Origin of the sequence: Kitasatospora sp. GP30, assembly GCF_029892145.1 — a bacterium.
GTDB lineage: Bacteria > Actinomycetota > Actinomycetes > Streptomycetales > Streptomycetaceae > Kitasatospora > Kitasatospora acidiphila.
In genome coordinates, this window is record NZ_JARZAH010000028.1 from 39685 (window position 1) to 53831 (window position 14147).

Genomic DNA, 14147 nt, shown 5'->3' on the forward strand with positions numbered 1-14147 from the left:
GCCGAATGGCCAAAGATCTTCCAGCCGGCTCAAGGTGCTTCAGACCGGGGCGTTCGGCGCGCCACCGAGTCGGCTGACCGGCCCATGTCCAGCTGTGGCAGCGGGCTTCGAGGTGGTCGCTCAGTAGCGGGCTGCCGGGATCCCGATGGCCTGGGTGGGGCGGTGGTGCTCGGGGTCGGGGAGCGGGCGGCGGTCGGCGGGTGGGATGGCGTCGCGCTTCTGCAGCCAGGCGCGCAGGCGGTCGGTGGCCGGCTTGGCGGTGCCGGCCTCCTGGAGCAGCACCCGGGCGGGGCGGGGCGCCTCGGGCGGGTCGACGGCCAGCACGGTGAACGAGGTGCCCGGGGCGAAGACCACCACCGGCTCGTCACCCGGCTCACCGCAGGCCGAGGTCCGCCGCGCGGTACTGGACCAGATGGCGAACTCCAGCTCCGCGTCCGGTAGGAGAGCGGTGTCCGGTGAGGTCAGCCCGGTGATCGGCGCCGGCTCGGTGAGGACCGCTCCCGGGGTGTAGGCGGCCAGGTCGACCGGGCCGGCGGGGGCGACGGGGGTGGCGACCAGCACCGCGCCATGGTGACTGGGCAGGCGGCGCAGCCCGGCGCCCAGGCAGCGCAGGACGGGGAGCAGCGGGTCGGCCGGGTCAGCGGAGTGCGCGGCGGCGGCCAGCGCGGTGCGGGTGCCGGGGGTGGGGCCGTCCAGGTGGTGCAGCAGGACGGCCACCAGGTCGGTGGTGGCGGGGGGTTGGGCGGTGGCGGTGGTGGTGGTGCGGAGGGAGGGGAGGCGGGTGGCGAGCTGCTCGGCGCGGCTGGCCCAGCGGTGGTAGGCGGGGCCGAGGAGGCGCTGGACGGCTTCGCGGTCGGTGGTGGGGGTGGGGTCCGGGGCGGGGTCCGGGGTGGGGGTGGGCTTTGGTACGGGGGTGGGTGCGGGTACGGGTGTGCGTGCGGAGTCCGGGGTGGGTGCGGGTGCGGGTGTGCGGGCGGGTTCCGGCGCGGGGGCGGGTGCGGGGGGCGGGGGTGACGGGACGGGAGTGGGCGCCGGGGTGGGGGCGGTGATCGGGGCGAGGTTGAGGGTGGGGGCGGGGTCCAGCTCGGGTGCGGGCTCCGGCGCTCGCTCCGGGGCCGGTGGGATGGCTGGGGGTGCCGGCTGCGGGGGAACCACCGGCGGCGGCGTCACATGAGAGACGCCGGCCGTGCGCTCCAGCCACCGCAGCTTGTACAGCCGCGCGCTGAACCGGGCCACCGCCTCCGACTCGGTGTCCATCGGCCCGTCCACCAGCAGCCCCGGCGCGGCAGCGCCGAGCGGCGGCAGGGCGCCCAGCAACTCGCCCAGGTGGTCCCAGACTTCCTGCGGCACCATGTACTCCGGGTGGCCCACGATCAGCACCGGCTGCGCGGGGTCGGGCTCGCGCAGCCGCGCCGCGCCCAGCGGGCGGACCGGTACGGTGTCGGGCCGCAGCCACAGCCCGGCCGGTACCGCCTCCAACTGCCAGCCGGGAAACGCCTGGTAGACGGCCGGTGCGACCGGGGCCCAGGCACCGGGACGGGCCCGCCAGGCGCTCGGGGTGACGGTGCGCGAGGCAGGCGAGGCGGCCAGCTCGGTGAGGCACGGTTCCCAGGTGGGGGCGGCGTCGGCGTCGAGCAGCACACTGGCGTCGCCGCCCGGGGTGCGCCGGGGCAGGCCGATGGCGAGGCGGACCTCGCGGTCGAGCGACGCGCAGAGCACGGTGGCCAGCTCGATCAGCTGCGCCGGTGCGGCCCAGGGGGCGCTGAGCAGCAGACCGCGCGGACGCGGCTGCGCGGACGGCGCGGCGAGCAGACCGACGGCGAGATCGGTGAGTTGGCGCGCGGTGGGGAGCGCCGGATGCTCGGGCTGGCCGAGCACCAGGAGCAGGGAGTGCGGGGCGGTGACGGCCGTGTTCAGCACCGGGAGCGGATGGGCTGGCGGGGTGGCGGTGACCCAGTAGCCGGCGGCGAGCGGGGTGACGGTGACGTTGGTGGGGCCAGTAGGGCCGGTGGGTTCGGCGGGGCTGGTGGGGCCGGTGGGCTCGGTGGGTGCGGTGGGTGCGGGCACGTGCGCGGTCATCGGTGCGGGCGCGGGTGCGGGCGCGGGCGGGGGCACGTGCGTCGTCACCGGCATGGGTGCGGGTGCGGGCACGTGGGCGGTCATCGGTGCGGGCGCGGGTGCGGGCGCGGGCGGGGGCACGTGCGTCGTCACCGGCGTGGGTGCGGGCCCGTGGGCGGTCATCGGTGCGGGTATGGGTACGGGTGCCGGTGCGGGTGCCACCGGCCAGTGCGGGCCGAGCCGCTCCGCCGCCCCCGCCGGGTGGCAGCGCCACCAGGAGCCCTGGCCCGTTCCCGGCTCACCCGCGCTCAGCCGGCCGTCCGGTTCCACCGTCACCCCGGCGTCCGAAGCGATCACCGTCAGGCCCGTCAATTCCGGTAGTGCGGCGAGCTGTTCGGCGGGCCGACGGCCGCGCGGCCCGGGCGCGGCGAGCCCGGAGGCGGCGACCACCAGGGTGTCCGCACCCCGCTCGGCCGCCGCCCGGGCCAGCTCGGCGAGGCCGGCGCGGAGCACGGGCGCCGCGTCCGCCGCCGCGGCCAGCACCACCAGCGCGCCGGGCAGCGGCGGCAGCGGGGCGAGCGCTGCGGCCAGCCCGTGCTGCTCGGCGCCGGGCGGGGCGATCACGAAGTGCGGGCCCAGCCTGCGCAGGGTGGAGCGGTTGGCGGTCGTCGGACTCGCCGAGGACATGGCCCGGCCTCCGTTCTGGCGGTGTGCGATGCGGCCCTACCTGGGGAAACGCGCCGGTGCGGGCTCCCGGTTCAGTCCTTCTCCACCCACCCCGTCTGCACCTGTACCGTCCGCCGCCGGGTGATGTAGAGGCCGCGGCCGGTGGTGAGCTGGCGTGGCTTCACATTGCCGAACAGGTAGCCCTCCGAGGGCGGGCAGGAGAGCAGCAGCGCCGGGGAGTTGACCTCCTGCAGCTTGCGCAGCAGCGGGTCGCCCAGGCCTCGGCCGGCCCCGTTGGCGCTGCGGGCGACGATCAGGTGCAGGCCGATCTCGGTGCCCTGGGCGAGGTGGTCGAGGACCGGGGCGAACGGGTGGGTGCTGGAGCTGCCGCCGAGCAGGTCGTAGTCGTCGACCACGATGAACAGTTCGGGACCGTCCCACCAGTCGCGCAGCTTGATCCGGGAGGGCGGCAGTTCGGCGGGCGGCACCCGGTTCTTCATGGCGCGGGCGGCGCCGTCCACGATCTGGCGCAGCATGTCGACGCCGACCGCGTAGCCGAGCCGGTACTCCTCCGGCACCGTCTCGTACAACTCCCGCCGGTAGTCGATCAGCATGATCCGGGCCTCGGCGGGGGAGTAGCCGGCCACCACCGAACGGATCATCAGCTTCAGCAGGTTGGTCTTGCCGGACTCGCTGTCGCCGACCACCAGCAGGTGCGGGCTCTCCTCGAAGTCGTGCCAGAGCGGCGCGACCTCGGTGTCCTCCAGGCCGATGGGCACCCGCAACCGGCCTTCGGGGGCTGGGAGTTCGGAGGCATCCAGGGTGAGCGGCAGCATCCGTACCTCGGGGGCGCGGCGGCCGGTCCAGTGCTCGGCGAGCGCGTCCACCAGATCGGCGACGCCCTCCGCGAGGTCGTCGGAGCGGCCGCTGCCGTCGATCCGGGGCAGCGCGGTGAGGAAGTGCAGCTGCTCGTCGGTGAGTCCGCGACCGGGCAGCTTGGGCACCCGCCCGGCGGCCCGCATGTTGATCACCGAGTCGACCGGGTCGCCGAGCCGCAGCTCGAACCGGGTCTGCAGCAGATCGCGCATGCCGTTGCCGATCTCGCCCCAGCGGGTGGTGGCGATGAGCAGGTGGACGCCGTAGTTGAGGCCGCGCTGGCAGATCAGGGTGAGCGGTTGCACCAGGTCGTTGAACTCCTGGCGCAGCGTGTTCCAGCCGTCGATCACCAGGAAGACGTCGCCGTGCGGGTCGTCGGGCAGGCTGCCCTCGGCCTTGCGGCGGCGGAAGCTGCTCACCGAGTCGATGCCCAGCTCGGCGAAGTACTTCTCCCGCCGGGTGATGATGGCGTTGACCTCGGCGACGGTGCGCAGCACCCGCTCGGCGTCGTGCCGTCCGGTGACCCCGCCCAGGTGCGGCAGGCCGCGCAGGGTGGCGAGCGTGCCGCCGCCGAAGTCCAGGCAGTAGAACTGGACTTCCTCCGGGGTGTGGGTGAGCGCCAGCCCGGCGATCAGGGTGCGCACCAGGGTGGACTTGCCGCTCTGCGGGGCGCCGGCGATGCCGATGTGGCCGCCGGCGCCGGAGAGGTCGGCCAGCATCAGGTCGCGCAGCTGGTGGAACGGGCGGTCGACCACGCCGACCGGGACGCTCAGCGTGCCGGGGCCGGTCAATCCGTCGATGGTCAGGCCGCGTTCGGGGTGCGGGGCGAGCGGCGGCAGCAGCTCGTCCAGGGTCGGGGGCACGTCCAGCGGGGGCAGCCAGACCCGGTGGGCCGGCGGACCGGCGTCGGTGAGCCGGGCCGCCGCGAGCTCCAGCAGCGATTCGGCGGACTCGACCTCCTCGGGTTCCGCTGCGGCGAACGGCAGATGACGGGGCGTCACATACTCGGTGTCGTACTTCACCACCTGCCCGGCCACCACGGCCTGCTGGGACGGGCGGCGCTTGGGGCGGTACGGGCCGGAGACGTACGCCGCCTTGAAGCGGGTCAGGGTGGAGATGTCGCTGCGCAGGAAGCCGTTGCCGGGCTGCGAAGGCAGCTGGTAGGCGTCCGGCACGCCGAGCACGCCGCGGCTCTCCATCGCGGAGAAGGTGCGCAGGCCGATCCGGTAGGACAGATGCGACTCCAGGGCGGCCATCCGGCCCTCGTCCAACCGCTGCGAGGCCAGCAGCAGATGGACTCCGAGCGAGCGGCCGAGCCGCCCGATCATCACGAACAGCTCCATGAAGTCCCGGTGGGCGGCCAGCAGTTCGCTGAACTCGTCGACCACCACGAAGAGCGTGGGCAGCGGCGACAGCGGGGTGCCGGCGAGCCGCGCGGTCTCGTACTCCAGCAGCGAGGCGTAGTTGCCGGCCGAGCGCAACAGCTCCTGGCGGCGCACCATTTCGCCATGTAGGGCGTCGCGCATCCGGTCCACCAGGGCGGCCTCGTCGGCCAGGTTGGTGATCACCGCCGAGGTGTGCGGCAGCCGGTCCAGGCCCAGGAAGGTGGCGCCGCCCTTGAAGTCGACCAGGACGAAGTTGAGCACCTCGGAGGAGTGGGTGAGGGCCAGTGCCAGCACCAGGGTGCGCAGCAGCTCGGACTTGCCGGAGCCGGTGGCGCCGATCAGCATGCCGTGCGGGCCCATGCCGCCCTGCGCGGACTCCTTGAGGTCGAGGTCGACCGGGCGGCCGTCCGCACCCAACCCCAGTGGCACGCGCAGCCGTTCGGGAATGCCGCGGCGGTCCCAGAGCTTCTCCACCTCCAGCTGCCGCAGATCGGGGATGCCGAGCAGTGCGGTCAGGTCGAAGTCGGTGGCGAGCGGCTCGCCGGCCTCCACGGTGTCGCCGATCCGGTAGCCGGCCAGTCGGGTGGCCAGCCGGGTGGCGGCCCGCACGGTGAGCGCGTCGGGGCGGCCCAGTTCGGTGACGGTGTCCTTGCGGTTGCGGTCGGCGCCGACCATCGCCAGCCGGCCGTCCGCGATCCGCAGCCGCAGGGTCGGGCGGGCCGGCTTCCACTCCAGCGACTCGGCCAGGTCGATCACGACGGCGTTGCGGTAGCCGGCCAGCGCGGCGCGGCCGGCCCCGTGGTTGCCCGCACTGTCCAACACCAGCACGGTGAACGGCTCGTCGCGGTGCGGCACGGCCTCCGGCTCCCAGGCCGGGCGGCCGGTGAACTCCTCGCCGAGCAGTTGCTCGGCCTCGCCCAGGGTGGCGGCCACCAGGCGGACCGGGCCGGCGCCGTCGCTCTCGGCCGGATGCAGGGCGTGCGGCAGCCACTTGGTCCACTCCCAGTGCGGCCGCTGCTCGGGGCCGGCCACGATGGCGATGCGCAGCTCGTCGGGCCCGTGCACCGCGGCCAGGGAGCCGAGCACGGCCCGCACCAGCGCCCGAGCAGCTGACTGATCGTCAGAACGCAGCAGCAGCTGGGCGAAACCGCGCAGGTGGATCGCCACCGGCTGGTCGTCCAGGGTGCCGTAGGCGTGGATGAAGCGGCGCAGCGCGTGTGCGCACAGCGGTTCCAGATCCTCCACCGGCTTGGTGGCGAGCGGCGCCAGCCGGACCGCCAGGCGCTGCGAGCCGGTGGCGATCCGCACGTCGCTGAAGTCCGGGTGGGCGGCCCGCCGTTCCCACAGCCGGGAGGTGGCGACCAGCGAGACCAGCTCCTCGGGCGCCGGGTGCCGCCAGGCCAGCGCCTCCTGCTGGCCGGCGATCGAGCGGCGCACCTGGCGGCGGATCTGGGAGAGGTAGCGCAGGTAGTCGCGGCGTTCGGCGCGCAGTTGCTGCTTGCGGTCGCTGGAGCCCTTGATCAGCTGGGTGACCAGCATGCCGAGCGCCGAGAGCGCCATCATGCCGACCGCCACATAGGTCATCGCGCCGCCGCCCCCGCCGTCGGGGTGCAGGAACATGAAGACCATCGAGAGCGAACCGAGCGCCATCGGTGCCATGCCGACGATGCTCGACATGCCGCTCTGGCGCTCGGGCAGCGTCGGGGGCTCCTGCAACTGGATCTCGCCGTCCGGCATTTCCGGTCCCGGACGGCGTGCCGTGCGGTTGACCAGGACAACGCTCACCCAACAGCTCCTCACTCGCGCCCGTCGACCGGGTCTACGACGGCGCCGCGTGGATCGGTTCACCGAGTGCTGAACTCGGCGCCGGGTGCGGTCCGTAGAGCGGGGCGTGACCAACAGCGCCGTGGCCGGACTGTGCCGGCTCAGGTTCCACACGCCGCAGGCCGCCTTCGAGCTCGCCGTGCCTGCCGACGTGCCGCTCGCCGACCTGCTGCCGGCCGTGCTCTCGTACGCCGGTGGCGAGTTGGCCGAGCAGGGCCTCGACCACGGCGGCTGGGTGCTGCAACGGCTCGGCGACGAACCGCTGGACGAGGAACAGAGCGCCGACGCCCTGGAGTTGCGCGACGGTGACACCCTCTACCTGCGCCCGCGCCGCGCCGCGCTGCCGCCGGTGCACTTCGACGACCTGGTGGACGGCGTGGCCACCGGCGTGCAGGAACGCGGCGACAGCTGGCGACCCGAACTGACCCACCATGTGGCCGTGGCCGTCGTGCTGTTGGCACTGGCCGGCGGGCTCGCCCTGCTGGCGCTGCCCGGACCGGCCGGGCCGCGGGCGATCGGGGCGGCGGCGGCCACCGTACTGCTGCTGCTCGGGGCGGCCAGCGCCTCGCGGGCGATGAGCGACACCGGCGCCGGGATCGCGCTGGGCACCGCCGCCGTGCCCTACCTGGGGCTGGCCGCGCTGCTGCTGCCGAGCGGGCCGGGCGGGCACGAACTGGTGGGCTCCCGGGTGCTGGCGGCGGGCTCGGCGGCGGCCGGGGCGGCGGTGCTGGCGCTGGCCGCGGTCGGCGGCGGGGCGCCGGTGTTCCTGGGCCTGCTGCTGGTGGCGCTGCTCGCGGCGCTGGCCGGCGGGCTGCTCATCGGCGGGCTGACGGCGGAGCAACTCGCCTCGGTGCTCTCGGTGGTGGCGGTGCTGGCGGGGGCCTTCGTGCCCGGGCTGGCGTTCCGGCTCTCCGGGCTGCGGCTGCCCGCACTGCCGCGCAACGCCGAGGAGCTGCAGGAGGGCATCGAGCCGTTCCCGGCCGAGCGGGTGCTGGCCCGCAGCCTGGTCGCCGACGACTACCTGATGGCGCTCTACACCGCGGTGGGCGCGGTCTGCGCGGGCTGCCTGGTGCTGCTGGCGTTCGCCGGCACGGGGTGGGCCGCGCCCGCGCAGGCGGGGGCGCTGGCGGTGCTGCTCCTGCTGCACGGCCGGGTGATCGGCAGCGTGCGGCAGCGGTTGGCGCTGCTGCTGCCGGGGGTCGGCGCGGCCGGGCTGCTGGTGGCGCGACTGGCCATGGGGGAGTCGGCCGGGGCGCGGCTGCTGGTGCTGGGCGGGCTGCTGGTGGCCGGGTTGGCGCTGCTGGTGGTGGCCTGGACGGTGCCGGGGCGGCGGTTGCTGCCGTACTGGGGGCGGGCGGCCGATGTGCTGCACACCCTGAGCGCGGTGGCGCTGGTGCCGCTGGCCCTGCTGGCGTGCGGCGTCTACCACGCGATGCGGGCGATGAACGGCTGACCGGGCCACCAGACTTCAGGCACGGAACCCAGGCGCGGACCTCAGGCACCCAACCGGAACCCAGGCGACCTCAGGAGTAGCACGATGCAGTCCCGACGCGACCAGGTGCAGGCGCATCTGTTCGTGATGAGCAGGCTCGCCTCCGGCATGCTGCGGGCCGAGCCCGACGCCCCGGACACCCCCAGCGGCCGCACCACCCGTGGGGCGGTGGGCGGGCTGGCCCTCGGGGTGCTGGTCGCCCTGGTGGTGACGGTGATCGGGGTGTTCAAGCCCGGCGGCAGCACCGCCTGGTCGAAGCCGGGCACGCTGGTGGTGGTCAAGGAGACCGGAGCCCGCTACCTCTACTTGGGCGGCGCGCTGCACCCGGTGCTGAACCAGGCGAGCGCCAAGCTGCTGGCGGGGGACCAGCTGACCGTTCAGCAGCTGAGCGAGAGCTCGCTCAGCGGCGTCGAGCGCGGTGCCCCGGTCGGCCTGCTCGGGGCGCCCGACGGGCTGCCGGCGGCGGCGGACCTGGGCGTCCAGCAGGCTTGGCTGGTCTGCGTCGGTCAGGCCGCCAAGCTGTCGGTGGCGATCGGCCCGCACGGCGAGGGCAGCCCGCTCACCCCGACCCAGGGCCTGCTGGTGGCGGCCCCGGACGGCAGCCACGACCTGCTCTGGCAAGGGCGCCGGCTGCGCATCGACGTCCACGGCGGCGCTGAGCAAGCGCTTGGTTATGCGACCACCGCACCGGTCCCGGTCAGCGCCGCCTTCCTCGACACGCTGCCGGCCGGCCCGGACCTGGCCGCCCCCGACCTGGCCGGGCGCGGCACGCCGGGCCCGGTGCTGGCGGCCCGGCCGACCCGGATCGGCCAGCTCTTCGAGATCCCCGGCGGCAGCCGCTACGTGCTCACCCAGGGCGGCCTGGTGCCGCTCAGCCCGCTCGAGTACGAGTTGCTGCGCGGCGACCCGCGGATCCAGCGCGACGCCTACGCGGGCGCCGCACCGGCCCCCGCGCCGATCGGCCCCGAAGACCTGGCCGCGCACACCGCCACCACCCAGCCGAACGACCAACTGCCCGCCGACCTACCCGCGTTGGTCACCCCCACCGCCGGCCAGGCGCTCTGCAGCGACCTGCACCCGGCCACCGACCCCGGCGGCAGCCGCAGCTCGGTCACCCTGCTCGACACCACCGCACTCGGCGGCCAGCCCCCGGCCGTCCAGCCCGGTGTGGCCGGCGCCTGCGCCCCCGCCGACCGGATCGCCGTGCGCCCCGGCGGCGGCGCCCTGGCCCGCGCCACCCTGGCCGGCGGCTCCGCGGGCGACGCCGAGTTCCTGGTCGCCGATAACGGCGTCAAGTACCCCGTGCCGGCCGCCGCGACCAAGCAGCTCGGCTACGCCGCCGTCACCCCGGCCGCCGTCCCCGCCGCGCTGCTGGCCCTGCTGCCGACCGGCCCGAGCCTCGACCCGAACGCGCTCGCGGGCGGCGGCGTCCCCTCGCCCGCGAGCGCCGGAAACCAATGCTGACGTGATCTCAGATCTGAACGGCCGTCGTCCAAAGGCCCGTTCCACCAGCTACGGGGCCGCGACCGCGGTCCCGTCCGAGCGAGACAGGAGTATCCATGGGCACCTCCGGCCAGCTCTCCGCGAGCGACCAAGCCTTCATCACCGCGCTCAACGGCCTCGACCACCAGCTCTCCGCGATGATGCAGGCCGGCCAGACCGTGGAGCGGATCAACGAGGAGATCGCCGCCGGCTACATCTCCCAGGCCAGCAGTGCGTTCCAGGCGAAGGTCAATGACTGGGTGGAGCGCTACAAGCGTGTGATGCAGGCCTTCCAGCAGCTGCAGGATGCCACCGGCAACGCCAGCAACGTGCTCAACAAGGCTGAGGACGAGGCCCACATCCTCGGCGGCAACTGGGGTACCTCGGACGGCGTCTACTCGGGCGCATCGCAAGACGTCTTCACCACCCTCAACGGCTGAGCCCTCCCGCCCCGACCACACCCGAGGAGCAACCGCGATGGCGGACATCAAACTTCAGCACGAGACGATCGACCAGGCCTTCGACGAGCTGATCCAGGCCGGGCAGAAGATGCAGAGCAACCTGGACGACCTGGTCAACACGCTCAAGCCGCTGGCCGAGCAGTCCGGTAGCTACAAGACGGCGTTCGACGCGTTCTTCAAGGTCGTGCACGACAACGAGACCGAGATGCACCAGGACATCCACAAGGGCGCTCAGATCCTCGACCAGATGCACCACACGATGAAGTACGCCGACGAAGCTGCTGCGAAGGGTTTCTGAGTAGGCCGGGATGAGTACCCTCAAGATCACGGATGAGTACCTCAAGACCCTTGCCGACGGCCAACTCCTCGACCTGATGCGGTCGATGAGCGGGACCAACGACAAGGACAGCAACGGGAAGAACGTCATCCACCACATCTACGGCTTCGCGAGCGGCACCGGCGGGCTGCCCGACTACGGGGACGACTACACCGCACTGCTCGGCGGCGCCAAGCCGTTCACCGACGCGGTGAGCCTGGCGAGCGGCTTCACCAAGTTCGTCGGCCTGATCAAGGGCCAACTCGACTCCCTGGGCACCTCGTTGCAAACCCTTCGGGATTCGGCCTACGACGCCCAGCAGACCTTCAACAACGCCGATCAGGACGCGCTCGACGCGACCCAGATGTTCCAGGTGCTGAGCGGCTCGTCGGGCTCGCCGACCGGCGGACCGCCCACGTCGAAGAACGGTCCGTCGACCTGAACCACGGTCCGGCGGTGCACCAACGAGCCGTTCCGCGCCGCCGGACCATCGCCGCACCCACCACCTGCTCAGGAGACGAACGTACGTGAACTGGGAACAAGCCATGCAGGCGTTCGCCGGCACCGGCAAGACCGGCAGTATGGCCACGCGCGACGAGGTGGCCACCGGTGACTGGACGCCGAACCGCGGGGTCAAGTTGGTTCCGGCGAACGGCTACGACCCGAAGAGCTACGACGTCTCCTGGGCCTCCGACCCGGTCGACCTCACGACGTACACCTACGTCCGCGAGTTCGCGTACCCCTCGACCAGCTCCTACCGGGTGATCGTGTGGACCAACCTGACCTGGTCCGACTTCACGTCCTCCGACTCCCAGCACCTCACCGCGCTCGACAAGTTCAGCGGCGCCTCGCTCGACATCCTCAACCAGGCCAACCCGCCGAGCGAGAGCGACACCACCAGCGTGGGCAGCTTCAACGCGGCCATCACCATGCTCACCGGGCTGGAGTCCTGGATCAACCAGGACATGCACAAGATGATCACCGGGCTGGCGGACCAGATCGACGCGTCGGACAGCGACTTCCAGGGCAGCGCGGCCGGCGAGCTCAAGTCGTACCTGCTCAGCGTCGACCGGGTGCTGACCGACATGTGGCGGGACCTGCAGGCCCAGGGCGACCCGGTGACCAGGCTCACCACCGCCCGGGACGACCTCCAGAACGGCCTGCACGACCTGCTCGCGGCCTACTGGAACTGGCGCGGTGACAAGAACACCAGCATGAACGCGGCCGAGAAGACCCAGTACGCGTCGAAGATGTCGGATCCGAGCCTGGCCTACCCGGTCAACTGCGTGGCCAACGCGCTCTTCAACGCCCTCACCGGCGCCACGCTGCAGCCCGACGGCTACAACAACTACAAGGTGATCGCGAACGGAGTCGACGTCAGCTCGGACGGGTTCTGGGCGTCGGTGAGCGACTCGGCCAAGAACATCTGGAAGCAGGCGGTGGTGGATCATCTGGACGCCGCCGTCACGACGTTCATGAACAAGGTCGCCGGCCCGAACGGCTCCTTCTCCAACGCCGCCCAGAAGCTCAACGCCACCAGCGTCCCGCAGCGGACCCCGCAGGGCACCGCGATCACGCCTCCCGACCCCAACGGAGGCAACGGGCCGGGCGGATCCACCAATCCGAACGACCCGAACGGTCTCAACGGGCCGAACGGCGCCAACGGGCCCGGCGGCGCCAACGGTTCCAAGGACCTCAACGGGCCGGGCGGCAAGGGGCCCAAGCTGGACGGCTCGAACACCAACGGCCCGAACGGCCTGACCACGCCGCCGCCACCGCACGCCATCGGCCTCAACCAGAACAAGAACTCCGGCCCGCCCACCATCGACACTAGCGGCACCGGCGGCAACGTGCCGCTGCTGGACGCCAACGGCAAGCCGCTGACCCAGCCGAACGGCCAGCCCTGGACGGTGCCGCCCGGTTCGACCATCGACGCCAACGGCAATGTGATCGGCCCGAACGGCAAGCCGCTGATCGGCCCCGACGGAAAGCCCGAACGGGTGCCCAAGGGAACCAAGGTGGGCACCTCGAACGTCGAGCAGGGCCCGATCTCGCTCGGCGGCGGCCCGTACGCCGTCCCGCCGGGCTCCAAGGTGGACGGCAACGGCATGGTGGTCGGCCCGGACGGCAAGCCGGTGCTCGATGCCAACGGCAACCCGGTCTACGCGGGCAAGAACGCCACCATCAACAAGAACGGGCAGATCCTCGGCGCCAACGGCAAACCGGTCAGCCAGCAGGACCAGCTGCTGGCCAACGAGGAACACGCGATGACCCAGCCGCCGACGCTCAACCTCACCGGCGGCACCACCACCGGCTACACGCCCGGCGAGGACCTCGGCGCCTCCCTCACCGGCGGGTCCACATCGCTCGGCGACAGCCTCGGGCTCGACGGCCTGGAAGCCGCCAAGCAGATCTCCACCGTCGGCGGCACCCCGCTCACCGGCGGGACGCTGGGGATCGGCCCACGAGCGCTGGAGAACGGCGGTGCGCTCTCCGCGAGCGACGCCGCCGCGCAGGAGGCGATGGCCGCCGAACGCACCGCGGCCGGCGAGCAGTCGGCGATGAGCGCGGCCGAGGAGGCCCAGCTGATGGGCCGCTCGGTGGCCACCACCGGCGGCTCCGGGATGCCCCCGATGATGCCGGGCGGCGCAATGGGCGCCGGTGCCGGGCAGGGTGCCAACCAGGAGCGGCAGCGCACCACTTGGCTGGCCGAGGACGAGGAGGTCTGGGGCACCGGGACCAGCGCGGTCGACGGGGTGATCGGGCGCTGAACTGCGCCATGGCCGGGGCCCGTAGCAAGAGATGTCGTCAGCGTCACCGAGATCGTCGAAGGAGTGAGATGCCGGCCACCCCGTTCGCCGAGCAGATCGAGCAGGCGATGGCCACCCTGCGCGAGCAGCAGGCCAAAATGGCGGAAGCCACCCGCGAGTTGCAGACGGCCACCGCCTCGGCGACCTCCAAGGACCGGATGGTCACCGCCGTGGTCGGCGCCCAGGGCCAGGTGGTGTCGCTCACCTTCCACACCACCGCCTACCGCACCATGGCGCCGGCCCAACTGGCCACCGCGCTCACCACCGTGCTCAACGAGGCGCGGGCCGACATGGGGGCCAAGGTGCTGGAGTCGATGCGCTCCTTCGAAGGCGTCGGGGAGATGCTGCGCACCTCGATGACCGGCGGCACCGAACTCGACGAGCTGCTGGCCCCGTTGCAGGCGATGCGGCCCGGCTACCGGGCCGCCGAGGGCTGGCAGGCACCTGGGCGGCGGCAGGAGGAGTTCAGTGGCTGACCAGTTCACCGCGCTCTCCGACCTGAAGTCCGCCTTCGGCAAGTTCGGCGACATGTCGGACCTGCTCGACCGGATGCGGGGCCGGGTCGACGAGATCAACGCCTTCAACAAGAACGCGGCCGGTGACGACGACATCGGCAAGCAGTACCACCAGACGGTGGACAAGCCGACCGCGGACCTCACCGACCTGCTGGACGGCGTCCGCAAGGCCATCGACAAGGTCGGCCAGCACGGGCAGGACTCCACCGACCAGTTCAACAGTGCCGACCAGGACAACACGGACAGCGCCAACGCGTTCTGA

At 73.0% G+C, this 14147-nt stretch carries 10 protein-coding genes; 8 read left to right on the forward strand and 2 right to left on the reverse strand.

The annotated features are described in order from the left end of the window. Positions 1-120: 120 nt before the first annotated feature. Together P3T35_RS29035 and eccCa are read right to left on the reverse strand one after the other, a co-directional pair. Complete coding sequence (locus P3T35_RS29035) at positions 121-2745, reverse strand: hypothetical protein (protein ID WP_101382887.1); 2625 nt, start codon at positions 2743-2745, stop codon at positions 121-123. A gap of 71 nt (positions 2746-2816) precedes the next feature. Next, positions 2817-6722, reverse strand: a complete 3906-nt coding sequence (gene eccCa / locus P3T35_RS29040) for a type VII secretion protein EccCa (RefSeq protein WP_101382888.1) — start codon at positions 6720-6722, stop codon at positions 2817-2819. Between the two features lie 154 nt (positions 6723-6876). Between eccCa and eccD the strand changes: the two genes are divergently transcribed. The 8 genes from eccD to P3T35_RS29080 all read left to right on the forward strand — a co-directional run bounded on the left by eccD (position 6877) and on the right by P3T35_RS29080 (position 14147). Further along, positions 6877-8262: a type VII secretion integral membrane protein EccD gene (gene eccD, locus P3T35_RS29045; RefSeq protein ID WP_101382889.1), complete on the forward strand. Its 1386-nt coding sequence runs from the start codon at positions 6877-6879 to the stop codon at positions 8260-8262. A gap of 84 nt (positions 8263-8346) precedes the next feature. Beyond that, on the forward strand, positions 8347-9765 hold the full coding sequence (gene eccB / locus P3T35_RS29050) for a type VII secretion protein EccB (protein ID WP_101382890.1): 1419 nt from the start codon (positions 8347-8349) through the stop codon (positions 9763-9765). A gap of 95 nt (positions 9766-9860) precedes the next feature. After that, positions 9861-10223 carry a hypothetical protein gene (locus P3T35_RS29055; protein WP_101382891.1) on the forward strand — a complete coding sequence of 121 codons (363 nt, stop codon included), beginning with the start codon at positions 9861-9863 and terminating at the stop codon, positions 10221-10223. A 37-nt stretch (positions 10224-10260) separates the two neighbouring features. Further along, the gene (locus P3T35_RS29060) at positions 10261-10542 is read left to right on the forward strand and encodes a hypothetical protein (RefSeq protein ID WP_101382892.1); all 282 of its coding nucleotides are present in this window, start codon (positions 10261-10263) and stop codon (positions 10540-10542) included. Between the two features lie 10 nt (positions 10543-10552). Beyond that, a complete protein-coding gene (locus tag P3T35_RS29065) occupies positions 10553-11002 on the forward strand; it encodes a hypothetical protein (RefSeq protein WP_101382893.1) in 450 nt (149 codons plus the stop codon). Positions 11003-11087: 85 nt separating this feature from the next. Further along, the gene (locus P3T35_RS29070; protein ID WP_143676933.1) at positions 11088-13331 is read left to right on the forward strand and encodes a hypothetical protein; all 2244 of its coding nucleotides are present in this window, start codon (positions 11088-11090) and stop codon (positions 13329-13331) included. A gap of 68 nt (positions 13332-13399) precedes the next feature. Beyond that, positions 13400-13846 carry a YbaB/EbfC family nucleoid-associated protein gene (locus P3T35_RS29075; protein ID WP_180356651.1) on the forward strand — a complete coding sequence of 149 codons (447 nt, stop codon included), beginning with the start codon at positions 13400-13402 and terminating at the stop codon, positions 13844-13846. Continuing rightward, positions 13839-14147, forward strand: coding sequence for a hypothetical protein (locus P3T35_RS29080; protein WP_101382896.1), 309 nt, complete (start codon positions 13839-13841; stop codon positions 14145-14147). Before P3T35_RS29075 ends, P3T35_RS29080 begins: the two co-directional genes overlap by 8 nt.

Excerpts from the sequence above, each read along its gene's own strand:
- P3T35_RS29035 (WP_101382887.1), bottom strand. The coding sequence starts at position 2,745 with ATGTCCTCGGCGAGTCCGACGACCGCCAACCGCTCCACCCTGCGCAGG.
- eccCa (WP_101382888.1), bottom strand. The coding sequence starts at position 6,722 with ATGCCGGACGGCGAGATCCAGTTGCAGGAGCCCCCGACGCTGCCCGAG.
- eccB (WP_101382890.1), top strand. The coding sequence starts at position 8,347 with ATGCAGTCCCGACGCGACCAGGTGCAGGCGCATCTGTTCGTGATGAGC.
- P3T35_RS29055 (WP_101382891.1), top strand. The coding sequence starts at position 9,861 with ATGGGCACCTCCGGCCAGCTCTCCGCGAGCGACCAAGCCTTCATCACC.
- P3T35_RS29060 (WP_101382892.1), top strand. The coding sequence starts at position 10,261 with ATGGCGGACATCAAACTTCAGCACGAGACGATCGACCAGGCCTTCGAC.
- P3T35_RS29065 (WP_101382893.1), top strand. The coding sequence starts at position 10,553 with ATGAGTACCCTCAAGATCACGGATGAGTACCTCAAGACCCTTGCCGAC.
- P3T35_RS29075 (WP_180356651.1), top strand. The coding sequence starts at position 13,400 with ATGCCGGCCACCCCGTTCGCCGAGCAGATCGAGCAGGCGATGGCCACC.